The organism is Micromonospora fiedleri (assembly GCF_016774385.1).
GTDB lineage: Bacteria > Actinomycetota > Actinomycetes > Mycobacteriales > Micromonosporaceae > Micromonospora > Micromonospora gifhornensis.
Map to the genome: position 1 here is coordinate 207,091 of NZ_JAETXL010000003.1, position 18,255 is coordinate 225,345.

At 70.3% G+C, this 18,255-nt stretch carries 18 protein-coding genes; 3 read left to right on the plus strand and 15 right to left on the minus strand.

Annotated elements, in window-relative coordinates:
- Window positions 1-11: 11 nt before the first annotated feature.
- Window positions 12-791 (minus strand): TSUP family transporter, encoded by a 780-nt coding sequence (locus JMF97_RS08695; protein ID WP_307816829.1) that lies wholly within the window; start codon window positions 789-791, stop codon window positions 12-14.
- 178 nt (window positions 792-969) lie between these two features.
- On the opposite strand from JMF97_RS08695, the gene JMF97_RS08700 reads away from it, so the two are divergent.
- Both JMF97_RS08700 and JMF97_RS08705 read left to right on the plus strand, forming a co-directional pair.
- Window positions 970-1,752: an endonuclease/exonuclease/phosphatase family protein gene (locus tag JMF97_RS08700; RefSeq protein ID WP_203221075.1), complete on the plus strand. Its 783-nt coding sequence runs from the start codon at window positions 970-972 to the stop codon at window positions 1,750-1,752.
- A gap of 645 nt (window positions 1,753-2,397) precedes the next feature.
- A complete protein-coding gene (locus JMF97_RS08705; RefSeq protein ID WP_203221076.1) occupies window positions 2,398-2,718 on the plus strand; it encodes a helix-turn-helix domain-containing protein in 321 nt (106 codons plus the stop codon).
- A 91-nt stretch (window positions 2,719-2,809) separates the two neighbouring features.
- Here the strand turns inward: JMF97_RS08705 and JMF97_RS08710 are convergent, their stop codons facing one another.
- The 4 genes from JMF97_RS08710 to JMF97_RS08725 form a co-directional block, all read right to left on the minus strand.
- Complete coding sequence (locus JMF97_RS08710; protein ID WP_203221077.1) at window positions 2,810-3,811, minus strand: tyrosine-type recombinase/integrase; 1,002 nt, start codon at window positions 3,809-3,811, stop codon at window positions 2,810-2,812.
- A gap of 853 nt (window positions 3,812-4,664) precedes the next feature.
- Window positions 4,665-6,068, minus strand: coding sequence for a hypothetical protein (locus JMF97_RS08715; protein WP_203221078.1), 1,404 nt, complete (start codon window positions 6,066-6,068; stop codon window positions 4,665-4,667).
- The gene (locus JMF97_RS08720) at window positions 6,065-6,592 is read right to left on the minus strand and encodes a SigE family RNA polymerase sigma factor (protein ID WP_203221079.1); all 528 of its coding nucleotides are present in this window, start codon (window positions 6,590-6,592) and stop codon (window positions 6,065-6,067) included. Before JMF97_RS08720 ends, JMF97_RS08715 begins: the two co-directional genes overlap by 4 nt.
- An 83-nt stretch (window positions 6,593-6,675) precedes the next feature.
- Window positions 6,676-7,077, minus strand: coding sequence for an SRPBCC family protein (locus JMF97_RS08725; protein ID WP_203221080.1), 402 nt, complete (start codon window positions 7,075-7,077; stop codon window positions 6,676-6,678).
- 198 nt (window positions 7,078-7,275) lie between these two features.
- Between JMF97_RS08725 and JMF97_RS08730 the strand changes: the two genes are divergently transcribed.
- Window positions 7,276-8,028, plus strand: a complete 753-nt coding sequence (locus JMF97_RS08730) for a FadR/GntR family transcriptional regulator (protein ID WP_203221081.1) — start codon at window positions 7,276-7,278, stop codon at window positions 8,026-8,028.
- A gap of 7 nt (window positions 8,029-8,035) precedes the next feature.
- On the opposite strand, the gene JMF97_RS08735 is transcribed toward JMF97_RS08730, so the two are convergent.
- The 10 genes from JMF97_RS08735 to JMF97_RS08780 all read right to left on the minus strand — a co-directional run bounded on the left by JMF97_RS08735 (window position 8,036) and on the right by JMF97_RS08780 (window position 18,230).
- Window positions 8,036-9,247, minus strand: coding sequence for an LLM class flavin-dependent oxidoreductase (locus JMF97_RS08735; RefSeq protein WP_203221082.1), 1,212 nt, complete (start codon window positions 9,245-9,247; stop codon window positions 8,036-8,038).
- Entirely contained in the window at window positions 9,244-9,990 is a 747-nt protein-coding gene (locus JMF97_RS08740; RefSeq protein WP_203221083.1) for an alpha/beta fold hydrolase, read from the minus strand. The genes JMF97_RS08735 and JMF97_RS08740 overlap by 4 nt, the downstream gene beginning before the upstream one ends.
- Window positions 9,987-10,832, minus strand: a complete 846-nt coding sequence (locus JMF97_RS08745; RefSeq protein ID WP_203221084.1) for an alpha/beta fold hydrolase — start codon at window positions 10,830-10,832, stop codon at window positions 9,987-9,989. Before JMF97_RS08745 ends, JMF97_RS08740 begins: the two co-directional genes overlap by 4 nt.
- 21 nt (window positions 10,833-10,853) lie before the next feature.
- Entirely contained in the window at window positions 10,854-11,369 is a 516-nt protein-coding gene (locus JMF97_RS08750) for a flavin reductase family protein (protein ID WP_203221085.1), read from the minus strand.
- Window positions 11,366-12,232, minus strand: coding sequence for an FAD:protein FMN transferase (locus tag JMF97_RS08755; RefSeq protein WP_203221086.1), 867 nt, complete (start codon window positions 12,230-12,232; stop codon window positions 11,366-11,368). Before JMF97_RS08755 ends, JMF97_RS08750 begins: the two co-directional genes overlap by 4 nt.
- Before the next feature lie 108 nt (window positions 12,233-12,340).
- Window positions 12,341-13,216: an HpcH/HpaI aldolase/citrate lyase family protein gene (locus JMF97_RS08760; protein ID WP_203221087.1), complete on the minus strand. Its 876-nt coding sequence runs from the start codon at window positions 13,214-13,216 to the stop codon at window positions 12,341-12,343.
- A complete protein-coding gene (locus JMF97_RS08765) occupies window positions 13,213-14,658 on the minus strand; it encodes a dihydroorotase (RefSeq protein WP_307816830.1) in 1,446 nt (481 codons plus the stop codon). The genes JMF97_RS08760 and JMF97_RS08765 overlap by 4 nt, the downstream gene beginning before the upstream one ends.
- Window positions 14,659-14,716: 58 nt before the next feature.
- A complete protein-coding gene (locus tag JMF97_RS08770; RefSeq protein WP_203221089.1) occupies window positions 14,717-16,141 on the minus strand; it encodes an MmgE/PrpD family protein in 1,425 nt (474 codons plus the stop codon).
- Window positions 16,134-17,000 (minus strand): cyclase family protein, encoded by an 867-nt coding sequence (locus tag JMF97_RS08775; RefSeq protein WP_203221090.1) that lies wholly within the window; start codon window positions 16,998-17,000, stop codon window positions 16,134-16,136. The genes JMF97_RS08770 and JMF97_RS08775 overlap by 8 nt, the downstream gene beginning before the upstream one ends.
- 30 nt (window positions 17,001-17,030) lie before the next feature.
- Complete coding sequence (locus JMF97_RS08780; RefSeq protein ID WP_203221091.1) at window positions 17,031-18,230, minus strand: CaiB/BaiF CoA transferase family protein; 1,200 nt, start codon at window positions 18,228-18,230, stop codon at window positions 17,031-17,033.
- Window positions 18,231-18,255 lie beyond the last annotated feature (25 nt).

The window sequence follows — 18,255 nt, forward strand, 5'->3', positions numbered from 1 at the left end:
GCGGCCCACCCTCAACCGGCCAGCCACTGGTCGTAACCCAGCTTCGCCACCAACGCCAACACCACCACCAGCAACACCACCCGCACGAACCCGGCACCCCGCCGCAACGCCATCCGCGCCCCGACCATCGCCCCCACGATGTTGCACACCGCCATCGCCGCGCCGAGCAACCACCACACGTTCCCCGTCACCGCGAACACCGCCAACGCCCCCGCGTTCGTACCCGCGTTCACCACCTTCGCCATCGCCGAACCGTGCAGGAAATCCGCACCCACCAACGCGGTGAACGCCAACACCAGAAACGTGCCCGTACCCGGCCCGATCAACCCGTCATAGGCGGCGATCCCCACCCCCGCCACCAACACCGCCACCACGACCCGAGTCCGCGTACGCCGATGCGGCGCCGCCGCAACCCCCAACCGCGGCCGCAACAACACGAACAACGCCACCAACAGCAACACCACCAACACCACCGGCCGGTACGCCGACGGCGGCACCGTACCCGCCAACGCCGCACCCACCCCGGCACACACCACCGCCAACGCCGCTGCCGGCCCCGCCACCGCCCAATCGATCTTCGTACGGCGAGCGAAGGTCAACGCCGCCGTCGTCGTCCCCGCGATCGCCGCCAACTTGTTCGTCCCCAACGCCATCGCCGGCGGCATACCCGGCACCGCCACCAGCAACGCCGGCAACAACAACAAACCCCCACCACCGACCACCGCATCAACCCACCCGGCCATCGCGGCAGCCGTCAACAGGATCGCGACGGTCGAAGGATCAAGCTCCACGCGCCGCATTCTGCCCACCACAACCCCGCTGACGTGGGCATCTGTGGGCAGCCTCACCGGCGGCGCAACCGCCGCACCCAGATCCCCACCCCACCCACCGTCAGGAAAAGCAGCATCGAACAGAACAGACCCCGCATCATCTGCAAAACCCTGCCACCACCGTCGCTAAGGTGACAGCGTGCGCCTGGCCACGTTCAACCTGCTGCACGGACGATCACTGACCGACGGACTGGTCGACCCCCACCGCCTCGCCGCCGCCGTCACCGCCCTCGACGCCGACGTACTCGCCCTGCAGGAAGTCGACCGCGACCAGTCCCGCAGCGGCAACCTGGACCTCACCGCCATCGCCGCCCAAGCCCTCGACGCCGACGAACACCGCTTCGCCGCCGCCGTCGTCGGCACCCCCGGCGAAGCCTTCCGACCCCTCACCCACGACGACGACGGACACGGCGAACCCTGCTACGGCGTCGGCCTGATCTCCCGCCACCCCGTCACCACCTGGCAGGTCACCCGCCTGAAACCCGCACCCGTCCGCTCACCGGTCTACGCACCCGGCGCAGGCGGCGGCGGACTCATCCTGCTCCGCGACGAACCCCGCGTCGTCCTCGCCGCCGTCCTGGACACCCCACACGGCCAACTCACCGTCGCCGCCACCCACCTGTCCTTCGTCCCCGGCTGGAACATCCTCCAACTCCGCCAGGTCATCCGCGCCCTGCGCACCCTGCCCGCACCACGCATCCTGCTGGGCGACCTCAACCTGCCCGCCTGGGCCACCCGCCTCACCACCGGCTGGCACCTGCTCGGCCGCCGACCCACCTACCCGGCCGGAGCACCCCGCGTGCAACTCGACCACGCCATCGCCGACCGGCGCGGGTTCACTCACCTGCCCCCGGTCACCGCGGTACGCACCCCACTGTCGACCATCTCCGACCACCGGCCCCTGCTGGTCGATCTCGGCTGACCCACCTGACCACCACCTCTGCGGGCCTTGCCCGGTCCACCGAGAAAATCTGGCCCCAAGTAGCTAGATATTGTCGGTGGGTTCGGGTAAGGTTTCCGTCGTTGACAACGAAGATCGGTAAAGAACGCCGACGAAACAGACCGAGCATCAAGCAGGGCCCGGAACTTCTCGCGGCTCGCTCGGCAACAGCGGTGGAAGCACATCACCGCACGCAGCAAGGTAAGTGCAGGTCAAGACCTTGACGTAACTCCAGGTCAAGGCAACCGCAGGCAGGGCCGATGCAGGTTCAGGGCTCCGCCTGATGCAGGAAAGCTCCGCCGTACCGTGTCTGGGCCGTGTAGCTGCGTGGGCTCCGACACCGGCGGGCAGCACTACAGGTATCGGAAGCAGAGGAAGGGGAGGGCTGGACGCCGTTGGATCGCCCGCCGCCAGAATGCAGTCGCATTTCTGCGGCGGACACCGTAGTCCCATCGAATGTGAGGTGGTCTCCGGTCACGCTTATGCGATCCTCGCACCGCCTGTCGCTGACAGTCGCCCGGTGCGGAAACGAGAACCCGACGAACCCGTCGGTAGATGGTGTATTCAACCCGTAACCCTGGGCCCCGGCGAGTCCTTCGCCGGGGCCCTCGTCATGGAGAGGTATGCATGGCCCAACCCGACGACGTGCTCGACGACGACAACTACCCCGCCTACACCATAGGCCGCGCCGCGGAGATCGTGGGCGCCTCGCAGGACTTCCTGCGCCGCCTCGACGAGGCAAAGCTGATCATCCCGTTCCGCTCCGCCGGCGGACACCGCCGCTACTCCCGCTACCAACTGCGCCTGGCCGCACGAGCCCGGGAGATGGTCGACCACGGCACGGCCCTCGAAGCCGCCTGCCGGATCATCATCCTCGAAGACCAACTGGAAGAAGCCCTCCAGCAGAACCGGAACCACCAGCTCCGCCGGCAATCCGGCGCCGCCTGACCCACGCCTGACGGTCCTTCTCTGCCAATGAGGGGGACCGTTTGTCGTACCCCCGTGAGACCGCCACCATCCTGCCGGCGATCCTGACCGCTCAACCGCTCTGAGACCGCACCAACCCGACCAGGGCTCGGTTCGTGCGGTTCGCCCGTACCGCCTCCCGCTGCTGGACCGCGGTCACCTCGATGTAGGTCTGCGACGACGCCAACGAGGCATGGCCCAGCAACCGCATGATCTCCGCTGCCCCGGCACCGTCCTCCGCCAGACGGGTCGCGAAGGTGTGCCGCAACGCATGCAACCGCGCCCCACGCGGCACCCGATCACCGATCCCGGCCCGCCGGTAACAGGACTCCACCAGATACTGCAACCCACCCCGGCGCAGCGGCTCACCCCGCCGGTCCACCAGCAACGGCGAATCCGGTCGCACCGTACGCGAACCGAAGCGACGCACCCGACTGTCCAGGTAGGCCGACAACACCTCGTCCAGAGCCGGCTCCACCGGCAACACCCGAGGCCGCCCACCCTTGCCGGCCACCTCCACCCGACGCTCACCGGGCCGCCCCGACAGCGAACCGACCCGCAGCGCCAACAACTCCGACAACCGCAACCCCGCACACAGCGCCAACGCCAGCACCGCCACATCCCGCTCCGGCCACGGATCGCGCTGCCGGCCCTCGCCCCGCGCCGCCGAGGCCAGCAACTGCTCCGGAGTGTCCTCACCGCGCAGCGGCTTGGGCTGGGGGAGCGGCATGCGCGGGCGACCCACCGCCGGCATCGGATTGCCCGGCACCACCTGCTCGGCCACCAGGAACGTGAAGAAGCTGTTCCAGGTGGACCAGGCGCGACCGACCGACGCGGCGGCCCGGTCGGCGGCGAAGCGGGCGAACGCCGTCCGCAGCAGCCCGGGGGAGAGCGCATCGATCCGAAGATCGGCAAGGGGGAGGGGAGGGGTGGTCAACTCCGCGGCGAGCGTCGCCACCCCGAACAGATCCCGCCGGTACGCCGCCTGGGTGTGCGGAGAAGGCTTACGGGTGGCCCGCGCGGTCAGAAACCCTTCGATCAACCCGATGACCAGAACACCCGATTTGTCATGCATAAGGCATATTATGCATGTTTTTCGGGTTGTCGGCCAGCCCAGGGGAGCGCGCTTGACGATCACGCGTGCCCGGGGGTTCCTTGCGAGTTCGCGCTGTTCCGACCGCACCATCGTTCCCCGGCTGCCCCCACGTCAGACCGGACATACCGCGCACCCCATCTTCCGGCGGCCGCAGGGGGCGGACGGCGGAGGGCTCGCACCGTTTCGCCGAAACGGCGGGGTCCGGCTCGGCGGGATACCGCCACTTCGCCGAAACGGTGTCGATCACCGCGCCCTGGGCACGCTCCAACGGCCACCCCGCGCCGATTTCAGCGTCAACCTGCGGGTCGGCCCGGTCCGGTGGCGACCGGATCGACCCGCGGGTCGGCCCGGCAGGCCATCGGGACATGGGCCGGTGTGGCACCGAGGCCGAAGCGGCGTCCTGCGGGCTCGCTCAGGGTCGCCCGCACTTGTCGTAGCGTCCGTAGCCAGACGCGCTGCCCGTCGTGATGGAGCTGTTGGTGCCCTGGACGAGGCAAGGTCGGTCAAAGGGGCGTCGCGAGCGGGGCGTAGCCCAGCCGAGGCCGCTCGCCCGTGGAGGAGCCCTCTTCCCGTTCAGCTTTACATAATGTCAATTATCGAATCGGCCTCGGGGGGGTCAGCGGGTGCTCCTTCTGCGGGCAGGACCCGGGAACGGAGCACCCGTCACCTCGACGGCGTGCGGTCCCGGTGAGCCACCGTCGCACACACTTGGGTGCGGCACTCGGACACGTCCGCCGTACCCAAGTGTCATGACGGCGTGCCCGCTGGCGTACGCCCTGAACACCCCGTGTGGGTCCGGCCCCTTCCCCGGACCTCCACGGCTGTTGAGGTGTCAGTCGGTGATTCGGGTGTTTCGGGAGGCGCCGGGTAGGCCGCCGCTGTTGGTTTCGAAGGCCGGCACGGGTGTGCTGATGAAAGGGGTCCCGTCGGCGGTGCTGGCGCTGACGGTCGCGGGTTTGTGCTGCGGGATGGTGGTGCTGCCGAAGCCGGATGCGTCCAGGGCGACCGGGCTCGGGGTGTCGTCCAGGGCGGTGACGGCTGCGGTGACTGCTCCCGGTGGGGCTACCAGGTTGACCCGGTCCGTCCGGGCATCCCCACCCTCGGCGCGCATCCGCCAGGCGATGGGGCGTTGCTCGGCGCCGTCTGCGGGCAGCAGCAGCCGTAGGTCGGTTCGCCAGCCGGTGGTGTCGCCGTGGATGGCGTAGGCGATCACTCCGCCGTCCGTGGGTTGAATGGTGAACAGTGCGGCGGGTTTGTCGTTGATGGTGCCGCACCAGCGCACCCGGATCGTGACGTCCTGGGCTGACAGTCGACTGTCTCGCAACGCGTGACTGATGAACCGGGCGAGGACGGCTCGGTCCATGACGGTGCCTCGGGTGTGGCGGACAGCGGCGGTGAGCATCTCGTCGGTCGGCTCCTGGCGGTCGCTGTCTGACCCGCTCCACCCGCCGTACACGGGACCGTCGTAGATGAGGGTGTCGCCGTTGGTGACCCGGGCGGTGAGTGCGGGCCCGCCGACCAGATCGGTGGGTGGCAGCGAGGTGACGCCGATGCCCGTACCGACGGATGAGGAGAGTTGGTGGCTTTCGACGACGCCCGTTGCGGAATAGCCGGAGAACCCGTTGATCGTCACGGTGGAACCCGCCGGGCCGATGACCACTGCGGCGCCCCCGTTCGTCGGGTCGCTTTCCATCCAGATCGCCACTGGGATGTCGGCGGGTTCGTTGCCGCCCTGTTGCATCTGTTCCGGTTCGGCTCCGGGTGGGCCGCTGAACCAGACAAGCGTCGAGTCGGTGAGCAGGCCCAGGCGCAGCGGGACGAGGAGCAGCGCGATTCGGCGGCCGGGTATGTCGTCGGCGTACACGATCCGGATGTCGTCGCGGTCGGTGACCTTCCACCACCCTTCCGGATCTTGTAGATCGGCAACCTGGCTGAGCAGGCCGTCCGTCCAGTTGCGGTCGGCGGCGAGATCGCCCCGTGCGGGTCCGTCCGTGAGCGGTGACGGCGACGAGGCGACGGCGATGCCGGGTACCCAACCTGGGAGGGGAATCAGGTTGGTCTGAATGGCGACGGCGGCGGCCAGGCAGGCGGCGATCGCACCGGTACGGATCCGACGTGCGCGGCGGTGACCTGCCTCCCGCCGGGTGAATCGTGGCCAGGGATCTGCCGTCACTGCCACGGTGTCAGCCTCGGTGTGGAGGGCTTCCCGGAGTCTGGTTTCCACGTTCTCGGTCATGCGGGATCCTCCTGGAGGCTGGTCTCGGTGATGGTGGGCGGCGGCTCCAGGTCGGCTCGTAGCCGGGCCAGTCCTCGTGACGCCTGGCTCTTGACCGTTCCGGGTGAGCAGTCGAGCAGTCGGGCGATGTCGGCCTCGCTGAGATCCTCGAAGTACCGCAGGACGAGCACGGCGCGCATTCGTGGCGGGAGGCGGCGTAGCGCCCCCAGTAACTGATGCCGGTTCTCCGCGTGCTGGTAGGCGTCGGGGGTGGCGATGGTGTCGGCGTCGAGGAGTGGTACCTCGATTGTTCGGCGGCACCGTCGCCACGACACCGCGGTGTTGATCATCGCGCGGCGGACGTACGCCCCGGGCGCGTCCTTGCGGAGAATCCGACCCCACCGCCGGTGGGTCTTCTCCAGCGCCGACTGCACCAGGTCTTCGGCGGCGCCCCGGTCGCCGGTGAGCAGATATGCCGTTCGGGTCAACGGCCCCCACTGCTGCAACACGAACTCGCGGAATCGTTCCTCGTCGTCATCCGGCATGGCTTGCCCATATCGTCCACCGTTCTGCTCGCATGGAAGGTAGACGCTTTTTGCCGGGGGCAGGTTGAGCGGTGGCGGCGAGTTTACGGGCGGTGGCCGTTGACTGCCGCGAGCAGTTCGCTGAACATGACCGCGTACGTGTCGCTGAGGTGGGTGGCCAGTTCGTGCGGCAGGATGTCGGTGGTCCACAGCAGTGTCGCCGTGCCGTTGTCGTCGGTGAGGACCCGCATTTCGGCCTGGTGGTGCTCTGCGCCGGGGAAACCGGGTATCGCGTAGACGGCTCGTCTGCGTTGCGGATCGACGGTCACGTTTCGTTCCCAGAGTTCGGTGCCGTCGATCAGGGTGACCACCCGGTGGTCGTCCTGCTGGCGTTCGCTGACGCAGGCGGAGAAGATGTGGACCTCGGCGCGGGTGTAGCGGTCGAGGAAGTCCCAGGCCACGTCTGCCGGCACCGTCAGCGTTGCTTCGTGGTGAATGGTGCCCATGCGCTTCCCACCTGTTCTGTCGGTTACGCCGTCACTCTGGCAGTTGTGGTGCGGGACAGGCAACGATGTCGATGGGTGCAGCTGGTCCACCACTCCCCTCGCCTGCCGGCTCCGGGCAGTGTGAGCTGGTCGTTGCCTTCGTCGGGGCGGTGGGAGCGGTGGACGGGTGCAAGATCGTGGGACCCGTAGACTCGGGTCATGTCCGAGACCCAGCCGACTCCGCGGTTTCGTCAGCGTGCGGCGAAGATGGGCGAGCTGGTGGCCCGGCAGATCCTGGAGGACATCGTCGAGCAGGGGCTCTCCCCCGGCGCGGCGTTGCCGACCGAGGCGCAGATGTTGCAGGCGTACGGGGTCAGTCGCGGCACGTTGCGGGAGGCGCTGCGGATCCTGGAGCACAACGGTCTGTTGCAGGTGCGGCCGGGTCGTGGTGGCGGGCCGATCGTGGGGGCGGTGGATCCGCACACGTTCGGTCGGACGATGGCGTTGTTCATGCAGATGGGTCGGACCCGCTTCGGTGAGCTGGTCGAGGCGCGGGTGATCATGGAGCCGTTGATGGCGCGGCTGGCCGCGGAGCGTCGTGATGCGGCGCGGTTGCGGGAGTTGGCCGAGTCGATGCGGGAGCACAGCACGTTGGAGGAGCGTGACGAGGCCAGTTATCTGGCGGTCATGCAGCGGTTCCACGGTGTGGTGGCGGGGTTGTCGGGCAACGGGGTGCTGGATCTGTTCGGTCGGGCGTTGAAGGAGATCTACACCGAGCGGGTGGTGGCGGCGGAGCGTCGTCCGGAGCGGTGGGAGGATGTGCGGCGCGAGCATCAGGCGGTGGCCGCGGCGATCGCCGATGGGGACGGGGCGGAGGCGGAGCGGCTGATGCGGGCGCACATGCTGGCCCTGGCCGACCACCTCGAACGTGACTATGCGGGGTTGCACGACGAGGTGGTCGGCTGGTGGTGAGGTCGGGTCAGGACAGGGCGCTGGAGAGTACGGGTCGTACCGGTGTCTGGTCCTGGTCGACGCGCCAGGTGGTGTCCTGGTCGCGCCAGTCGGTGCCGAGGGTGGAGACCTCGGGCATGACGTCGCGGGCGAACAGGGTGAGGTGGTCGCGTACCTCGTTGCTGGTCATGTCGCCGGCGTGGTTCATCAGGATGAGGTGGCCGGCGCCGGTGGCTTTGTAGAGTCGGTGGATTTGTGCGGTGACCTGGTCGGGGGTGCCGACGAGGAGGATGCCGGCGTCGATGAGGTCTTCGTAGCTCATGCGGCGGACGGCGCCGAGGCGGCCGCGGAGGGCGGCGACTGCGGCGGCGGGTGGGAAGTAGCCGGGTGGGCTGGCGGCGCCGAGGCGGAGTTTGCCGGGCTTGAGGTAGTACATGAGTTTGCGGCCGATCTCGCGGGCCTTGGCTTCGGTGGGGGCGACGTGGCACAGGGCCATGTAGGCGAAGCGGTCGGGGCCGGGTTCGGGTTGGCCGTCGGCGACGGCGGTGCGGCGGTAGAGCCGGAACGAGGTCGCGGTGTCCTCGTAGGTGCCGAGCAGGTTGCACAGGGTGTAGCCGTGTCGGGCGGTCCATTCGACCAGGCGGGTGGAGGTGCCGCTGATCCAGATCGGCGGGTGTGGTTGCTGGTACGGGCGGGGCCAGACGCTGACGTACCGGTAGTGGTAGTGGCGGCCTTCCCAGGAGAAGACGTCGCCGTGGGTCCACGCCTTCTTGATGAGGTCGTGGGCTTCGATGAACATGTCCAGGTTGTGGACGGGGTTCTGGTTGGAGGGGAAGGTTTCGCCCTGGACGCCGCGGACGAAGCCGCAGTCGATGCGTCCGCCGCTGACGGAGTCGAGGTAGGCGATCTCCTCGGCGACGCGGATGGGGCTTTCCCGGTGCGGTAGTGGGGTGCCCAGGACCAGGACGCGGCCGCGTCGGGTGCGGTGCAGCACGGAGGCGGCGCTGAGGGTGGCGGACACCTGCAGGGTGGAGGCGGACTGGTGGTGTTCGTTGACCATGAGGTCGAAGCCGAGTTCGTCGGCGAGTTCGTACTCGTCGAGGTAGCGCTGGTAGAGCTCGTGGCCGATTTTGGGGTCGTAGTACTGGTTGGGCATGAAGTACTTGAGTCCCCGGTTCGCCTCTTCCGCCTCGGGCGAGACGTTGGGGTAGGGCATTTCGGTGAAGTGGTAGAGCCTCACGGGGTCTCTCCGTTCAGGAAGGACCGGACGATCCGGTGGAACTCGTCGGGACGTTCCAGGTACGGGTAGTGGCCGGCGTCGGGGACTTCGACGAAGTGGGCCGAGGGCAGCAGGTCGGCCAGGGCGGCGCTGTGGCGGGGTGGTACGAGTCGGTTGTGGCTGCCGGCGAGGACCAGGGTGGGCATGGTGGCCAGGTGCAGCCAGCGGCGTAGTCGTGGGTCATGCAGGAAGGGTTTCCAGGCGTAGCGGGACAGGGCGGCCCGGTCGGTGAAGGCCCGTTCGTAGTCGCTGTCGGTCAGGCCGGTGGGGAATCCGGGCATCCGCAGGTCGTGGCAGGCGGTGGGGTCGGCCCAGCCGAGTTCGACGATTTCGGTGGGGTCGAGCAGCAGGATGTCGGCGAAGTCGGGTTCGGTGGGTCCGGAGAGTTTGACGCCGTACGGGGAGACGAGCAGCAGTGAGGTGAAGCGGTGGGGTGCGCGTACCGCCATCTCCAGGGCGATCCAGCCGCCGAAGCCGGCGCCGGCCAGGTGTACGGGGCCGGGTGGCAGGTTGGCGAGGGTGTCGGAGAGGTGGTGTTGGGCGAGGTCGGCGACGCTGTCCCAGTCTTCGGCGGTGGTGTCGAGCGGGGTGCCGAAGCCGGGGTGGCGGGGTACGACGACGGTGTGGTCGTCGGCGAGTCGGCTGAGGGCGCCGACGGGTCCGGGGAGCACGTCGGCGTCGTGCAGGAACAGCAGGGTGCTCATGGTGCGCTCCCCTGGTCGAAGAAGGTCAGCAGCAGGTCGGCGACGGCTTCGGGTTGGTCGAGGTTGGGTGCGTGGCGGGCGTCCATGCGGTGGACGTGGATCTGTGGTGACAGGTTGTCGAAGTGTTGGCCCCAGTCGGGTTCGAGCAGGTCGTCGCGGGTGGCTTCGACGACGAAAACGGGGACCGGGCTGTCGCGCAGTGGGGTGGGCCAGTCGTCGCGGTTTTCCGGCTTTGGGAGGTTGGGGTGGCGCAGGCGGGGGGCCAGGCAGGCGGTGACGTGGCCGGGTTTGCGGGTGTTGGCGTAGCGCAGGGCGACGGTGTCGTCGAAGCCGGCGTAGTCGTCGGTCATGAGGGCGACCAGGCGGCGCATGTCGTCTTCGGTGCCGTCGAAGCGGCCGAGTTCGGTGACACCTTTGCTGGAGCGCCAGGGGCCGCCGGTGCCGCAGATGCTGACCGCGGACAGGGCCGGTAGTTCGGGGGTGGGGGTGGCGACGGCGCGCAGCAGCAGGGAGCCGCCGAAGGACTGGCCGGCGAAGTGTGCGGCGTCGATGTCGAGGGCTCTGCAGAAGGCGGCGAGGTGGGCGGTGCGGAAGGCGTACGGCGAGCGGTCGAGGTAGACGACCTTGTCGGTGTCGCCGTAGCCGAGCAGGTCGGGTGCGAGGACCCGGTAGTGCTGGGCGAGCAGGGGCATGACGGCGGACCAGCTGCCGATGGCGTCGCCGCCGAAGGCGCCGTCGTGGATGAGCACGATGATGCCTCGTGGTTGTCCGGGTGGGGTGCTTTCCCAGTAGCGGGTGGTGAATCCGCCGGCGTTGACGGTGTGTGGGCGTGGTGGGGCCATCGTTGCGCTCTCCGGGTGCGGTCAGTGGGGGGTGGGTTGGAAGCTGCCGTAGCGGCCGCCGAGGTAGAGCAGGGGCGGGGCGTCGGTCTGTGCGCGGGCGTGCAGGACCTCGCCGCACAGGATGACGTGGTCTCCGCCGGGGTGGACGGTGGTGGTGCGGCATTCGAGGACGGCGGTGGTGCCGGTGGCGAGGGTGGGCACGGTGGTGTGTCCGGCGATCACGGCGGCGGCGAGTTCGTCGAGGTGGCGGCCGCGGGCGGCGAAGGCCTGGGCCCAGGCGGCGCGGTCGGCGGCGAGGTAGTTGATGCTGAATCGGCCGGCTTGTTCGGCCAGTGCGGCGAGGCCGGTTTTCCGGTCGATGCCGACCATGGCCATGGGGGGTTCGCCGGACAGTGAGGTGGCGGAGGTGCAGGTGAGGCCGGTGACGCCGGCGGGGCCGCCGGGCACGAGGATGATCGCCACCGGGGCGGGTACCTGCCGGAAGGCGGCCCGGAAGCGGGCGGTTTCGACGAGGCGGTCTGGGCCGGTGTGGGTCATCGGGGGGCTCCGGTCTGGTTGAGCCAGAGGTGGTGCACGTCGGCTCGGTGGGTGAGGTGGTCGGCTGCCGCTCGGCCGCCGATGACGACTGCGGAGGCGACCCAGTCGGCGGTGGCGCCGGTGGCGGCGTGGACGGTGGCCTGGGTGATGTCGGAGGTGGCGGGGCGTCCGGTGCGGGGGTCGATCAGGTGGTGGGCGTCGGTGCCCCAGCGGCGTTTGCCGGTGCCGCTGGTGGCGACGCCGCCGTCGCGCACGTGCAGGGTTTCGCCGTGGGGTAGTTCGACGGGCCAGCCGTCGCCGTCGGGGCCGGGTCCGCGGCAGGCCACGTCTCCCCCGATGCTCGCGGCGCTGTTGGGGCCGAGCCAGGTGACGATGTCGTCGGCCCAGGCGCCTTTGGCGAGGGCGCCGATGTCGACGCTGTGACCGGGGGCCAGGCGGGCGGTGTGGCCGCGCAGTTCCAGGATGTCGGCCAGGGGCGGCACGGGAGTGGGTGTGGCCGGTGCCGGGACGGGTTGGGGGGTGCCGGTGGCCCAGGATCGGCGGTAGCCGGCGGCGAGGAGTTGGGGCAGTACGGCGATGTTGACCAGGCCGGTGCTGGCGGTGGCGACGGTGAGGGCGTGCCGCAGCATGGCGTGCAGTGGGTCGGAGACGGGGTGCCAGTGCCCGGCGGCCGCGTTGAGGGCGCTGAGTTCGCTGTCGGGGCGGAAGCGGGAGAAGCGGCGGTCCAGGGCGTGGAGTCGTCGTTGGACCTCGGTGAACGGGGTGACCGGTGGTCCGTAGCTGGCCAGGGTCACCTGGCAGGTGAACATCTGGCTGGTGTGCTGGTGCACGGTGGGTCGCTGTCGGGCGGGTGCGAGGTTCATGCCGTCTCCCTTCACCACCACGTTTAACATGCTAAACATGATGATGTTTTAGCGGCAAGGGTCTGTCCGTACCCGTTCACCCGCCCGACAGGCCGACTGGCCTGGGCGTCAGTCGCCCGTGACGGCCCGGCCCAGCACCTCCCGGGCGCTACGGGCGACCGCCGCGTCGATCATCCGACCGTCGGCGGAGACCGCCACCCCGGAGCCGTCGCGTTCCGCGGCGGTCAACCGGTCGACGATGTCCCGGGCCGCGGCGACCTCCTCGGCCGTCGGCGAGAACACCCGGTTGACCACGGGCACCTGGGCGGGATGGATCGCGGTGCGACTGCGGTAGCCCTGCCGCAGCAGCAGCCGGCTGGTGGCCTCCAGCCGCTCCGGGTCCCGCAGGGCCGTCTCCGTCGGGCCCACCGGCGGGGCGAGTCGGGCCACCGCGCAGGCGAGCACGATCCGGGAGCGCAGCGGCCACAGTTCCATCTTGTCCGGGCCGGGTTGCAGGCACAGTTCGGCCGCCAGGTCGGCCTCGCCGAGGCCGAGGCGTACCACCCGGGGGGCGGCGGCCACGGCCTCGGCGCGCAGGACACCTTCTGCCGTCTCCAGCAGGGCGAACACCGCCAGGCGGCCGGCCGGCAGGCCGTGCTGTCGTTCGGCCTCGCTGAGCAGCCGGTGCACCTCGGTCACCGACTCGACGTCGGCCTTCGGCACGACCACACCGGTCAGGTGCGGCCCGGCCACCGCGGCGATGTCGGCGGCCGGGGTGTCGGCGTTGATGCGTACCCACCATTGGGGGCCGGTGGCCGGGTCGGTGAGGAACGTGCCGAGCGTGCTGCGGGCGGCGGCCTTGTTGGTCGGTGCGACCGCGTCTTCGAGGTCGAGGATGCAGGCGTCGGCTCCCCGGGCCGCGGCCCGCGCCAGCTTGTCCGGCTGGTCCGCAGGCACGTACAGGTAGCTGCGGGCCGCGGCCGGGGTCGGTCCGAGGGCGGTCACGGTCGGGTCGGCCGGGCCAGGTAGCGGCCGCGGGGCTGGCCGACCACGTTGCCGGCGCGCAGGATCTGCTCACCGCGCAGGAAGGTGTCGGTGACCTTGGCGGTCAGCTCCATGCCCTCGAACGGGGTGTACTCCTGGGTCGACAGCGACTCCTCGGCCCGCACCGTCCAGGTGTGGTTCTCATCGACGAGGCAGAAGTCGGCGTCCAGCCCTTCGGCGATGGCGCCCTTGGTGGCCAGCCCGAAGCGGCGCGCGGGCGCCCACGAGGTCAGCTCGGCGACCCGACCGTAGGACAGGCCCCGCTTGACGCCTTCGCTGATCAGGCCGGGCAGCAGGTACTCGGCGCCACCGAAGCCGGACTTGGCGACGAAGATGTCGTCCTTCGGCTCACCGAACTTGACCTCGGCGCGGCAGCAGGCGTGGTCGCTGACCACCCAGTCGATCGTGCCGTCGAGCATGTGACCCCACAGGGCCTCCACGTCCTCGCGGGGCCGAAGCGGCGGGTTGACCTTGCCGCCGAGGCCGTAGGCGGTGTCGATGTCGGCCAGCAGGTGACCGATGGTCACCTCGCGGCGGAAGTCGACGTGCGGGAACGCCTGCGCCATCCGCAGCGCCGCGTCGACCGCCTTGGCGGAGGTCAGGTGCAGCAGGTTGATGGTGGGCAGGCCGGTCTCGTGGGCCAGGTAGGCGGCGATGGTGACCGCCAGGCCCTCGGAGTGCGGCGGCCGGGAGGCGCTGTAGGCGGCGAGCCCGGTGAGGCTGCCGTCCTCCTCGACCAGCCGGGTGTACGCCCGCATGATCTCCGCGGTCTCGCAGTGCAGGGACAGCGAGATCTCGTCGGCCAGCTCCGGGAACTGTTCCCGGGCGGCCTGCACCCCGCGCATCACGAACTCGAAGTGGGCGTAGTCGTACCGGGCGTCCGGCGGGATCATCAGGAAGGAACTCTGGTCGGCCGAGCGGCCGTGCAGCCCGTGGCCACCGTAGAACATGAAGATCTTGAACGAGGTGACGCCGTGGTCGCGGATCAGCTCGGGGATCTCGTCGATGTGCTCGGTGGTCATCGGGGCCACGTGGAAGGCGAAGTCGACGTAGGACTTCTGGTCGGTGGCCTGGTGCACCTCGGGGAAGAACTCGCGGTACGGTCCGCCGCGGTTGAGGTAGTACTGCCCGGTGCGGATGTAGTTGAGCGCGGAGGTGACACCGCCCTGCGCGCAGGCGCGGCTCTCGGTGGCGGCGTCCTCGGCGAGGGGGTGGTAGATGCCCCAGTGCTGGTGGGCGTCGACGACGCCGGGGAAGGCGAGCTTGCCGCCGGCGTCGACGACGTTCTTCGCGCCGGTGACGTCGAGGTGGGGCGCGAGGGCGGCGATCCGGCCGTCGCGGACACCGATGTCCAGCGCCGCCGGCTCGGCCTGGTCGTGCCGCACCACTCGGACGTTTGTCACTACGAGATCGAAGGGTTCCACGATGTGCTCCTGAGGTTGGCGGGCCGCGAGGCCGGTGTCAGTCGACGTCGGTGCGGAGGTGGGTCAGGGGGCGCAGCAGGTCGTTGACGTCGGTGACGTCGGCGAGGCCGAGCACGGTGGACACCACCTGGTCGGCGGTCTCCGGGGCGATGCGCCCGGCGACGTTGTCCCGGAACTTCATCGCCAGTTCGGCGTCGGACAGCGGTCGTTGCGGGCCGCCACGGTTGGCCAGCACCTCCTCGCGCCAGGTGCGGCCGTCGTCGGTGCGTACGGTCACGATGGCCGGGAACTGGTACGGGAAGATCTTGTTGCACTCGTCGTCGGGGACCACGTCGACGTGGGCCATCAGCGCCCGGCGCTGCGGGTCACGGGCCAGCTCGTCGGTGAAGTCACCCAGGCCGAGGCCCAGTCCCCCACCGCCGAGCAGCCCGGCGACGATCGCGTACGGCCCGCTGAACTGTGCCTGGTAGCCGGTGTCGGGGGCCCGCTTGGTGGCGATCGGTTCCCCGATGGTGCGGATCACCGCGGCGGGTACCCGCAGTTCGATGTGGGTGATCCGGTCCACCGGCACGCCCTGGGCGCGCAGCGCCAGACCGGCGTCGATGGCGGCGTGGGTGAAGTGGTTGGCCGGGTACGGCTTGAAGAAGATGTCCGGCACCGCCCACCGTTCACCGAGTCCGTCGGTGATCTGCTCGTAGTCGGCTTCGCCGCGCAGGAAGGCGGTGTAGAAACCGAACCGGCCCTCCAGCACGGTCGGTGGCCCGGTGAAGCCGCGGCGGACCAGGTCGGCGGCGGTGACGGCGCTGTGCGCGGCCCAGCCGCAGTGCAGCCGTTTGACCGTGCCGCCGGTGCGGTTGGCCTCGATCAGCCCGGCGGCCATCGAGGCGGTCACCCCGAGCACGTCGGTGAGCTGGTTCTCGTCGAGGCCGAGCAGCATGCCGGCGGCGACGGCGCCGCCCATCGCACCGCAGATGGAGGTGGCGTGCTGGCCGTGTTCGAAGAACACCGAGTTGTTGAGGACCGGGTCGAAACCGGCCATGCCGAGCCGTACGGTCGTCTCGATGCCGACCGCGACGGCGTTGGTCAGGGCGGTGCCGTCGGCGCCGGCGGCCTGCGCGGCGGCCAGGGCGGCCGGGACCACCGCGGCGCTGGGGTGCAGCACCGAGGGCAGGTGGGTGTCGTCGTAGTCCAGCGAGTGGGCGAGCACGCCGTTGCCGAACGCGGCCTGCGCGGCGGGCACCGCATCGGGGAGGCCGACGACGTGTGCCTGGCCGCGTCCACCCTGGTCGGCGACGTAGTCCAGGGCGGCGCGGCTGGTGGGCAGCCGGTGCGCGGCCACGCACAGCCCGAGGATGTCCAGGACGCGTTGGCGCACGCTGGCGGCGGGCCGATCGGGCAGGGCGGTGGTGCCCGTGCCGGCGGCGAAGGCGGCGAGGTGCTGGGCGAGGGTCTGCTCAGCCATTGGCGATCACCGCCAGCGGGCGCACCGGCGAACCGGTGGCGCCGAAGATGGCCAGCGGCGAGAGCACGAACAGGAACTCGTGGACGGCGTCGGCGGCCAGTTCCTCCAGCGCCATCGTCTCGATGATGTAGACCCCGCGTTCGACGAGCAGCACGCGGTGCGCCGGGAGGACGCTGTGCCCGGCGCCCGGCCGCAGGCACTCGAAGGCGATGGTGTCGGCGCCGACGGCGTGGACGCCGGCGTCGGCGAGCCAGGTGGCGCCGGCCGCACCGACGCCCGGTACGCCGCTGGCGTGGCCGACGTAGCGGGTGCGGTCCTCGTGGTCGAACAGACGTCCCCAGCCGCTGCGGATCAGCACCACGTCACCGGGGCGGATCGGGGTGCCCTGCTGTTGCGCCGCGGCCGACAGGTCCTGCGGGGTGATCTCGTAGCCGGGCGGGCAGCCGTCGGGCTGGCCCAGGGCGGCCGGGACGTCGAGCAGCACACCGCGGCGGACCATCGGGGCGATGGTGTGCGCGCCCAGTTCGGCGAAGCGTCCACCGCGGCCGGCGACGGCGGCGTCGGAGCCGTCGACCAGCCGACCGTCCTGGGAGACGTGGGCGAAGGCGTCGATGTGGGTGCCGACGTGGGTGCCCATGGTGATGATGTCGTTGGCGGCGGACCCGCCGTCGGCGCGCACGTTGTCGCCGTGCCGGCGGGGCAGGGCGTGCCAGAACGGCGGGTGGTTCGGCGACTGCGGCATGCCGATGGTCAGACGGCGGCCCAGGTCGTAGGTCCGCACTCCGGCGCCGACGGCGGCCAGGAGCGCCTGCGTCCCGGTCACCGGGCTGGTTGCGGCGGTGGTGCTCGTTGTGGTCACGACAATCCTTACCTTGTGTGGTGGCGGCCGTCAGGCCACGATCTCCCGGGCGCGCAGCTCGGCGACGGTCTCGGGGGTGCAGCCGAGTTCGTTGACGAGGAGGTCGTCGGTGTCGGCCCCGAGGGGTCGACCGGTGAAGCGGATCCGGCCCGGGTTCTCCGACATGCGCCACATCACGTTGTGCATCAGGACCTCGCCGAGGTCGGCGTCGGGCACCTTGACCACCATCTCGGCGGCCTGGACGTGTTCGTCGGTGACGATGTCGCGGGCGGTGTAGACGGGTGCGACGGCCGCGCCGGCCTCTTCGAAGGCGCGCATGACCTCGTCGCGGGTGCGTTCGGCGATCCAACCGCCCACGTAGTCGTCGAGCAGGTCGGCGTGCGCGGCGCGCTCACGTCCGGAGGCGAACCACGGTTCGTCGATGACCTCGGGGTGCCCGACGAGACGCAGCACCCGTTCGGCGATGGTCTGGGCGCTGGTGGACACCGCGACCCAGTCGCCGTCCTTGGTGCGGTAGGTGTTGCGGGGGGCGTTGTTGGTGGACCGGTTGCCGTGCCGGTGGCCGATGACGCCGAGCTGGTCGTAGACGGTGGGGCCGGGACCGACCGCCGTCATGATCGGCTCTAGCAGGCTCAGGTCGACGACCTGACCCTTGCCGCCGTTGCGGGTACGGGCCCACAGCGCCACCATGGTGGCCGAGGAGGCGGCGATGCCGCAGATGCTGTCCGCCAGGCCGAACGCCGGCAGGGTCGGTGGGCCGTCGGCCTCGCCGGTCAGGTGGGCGAAGCCGCTCATCGCCTCGGCGAGGGTGCCGAAACCGGGCCGGTGCGCGTAGGGGCCCTTCTGGCCGAAGCCGGAGATGCGGACGATGACCAGGCCGGGGTTGAGCTCCCAGAGCTGTTCCGGGCTGATCCCCCACCGTTCCAGGGTGCCGGGGCGGAAGTTCTCGACCAGCACGTCGGCGGTGGCGGCGAGGCGACGCAGCAGGTCGGCGCCTTCCGGAGTGGACAGCTTCAGGCCGATCGTCCGCTTGTTGCGGGAGATCTCCTTCCACCACAGCGCAATGCCGTCCTTGGCGTGGCCGTGGCCGCGCATGCTGTCCCCCGCGACGGGGTGTTCGACCTTGATGACGTCGGCACCGAAGTCGCCGAGGATCTGGCAGCACAGCGGGCCGGCCAGGATCGTCGAGGCGTCGATGACGCGGAGTCCGGTCAGCGGTCCGTCGTGCACTGGGCCTCCCCTATCCATTTCGTTC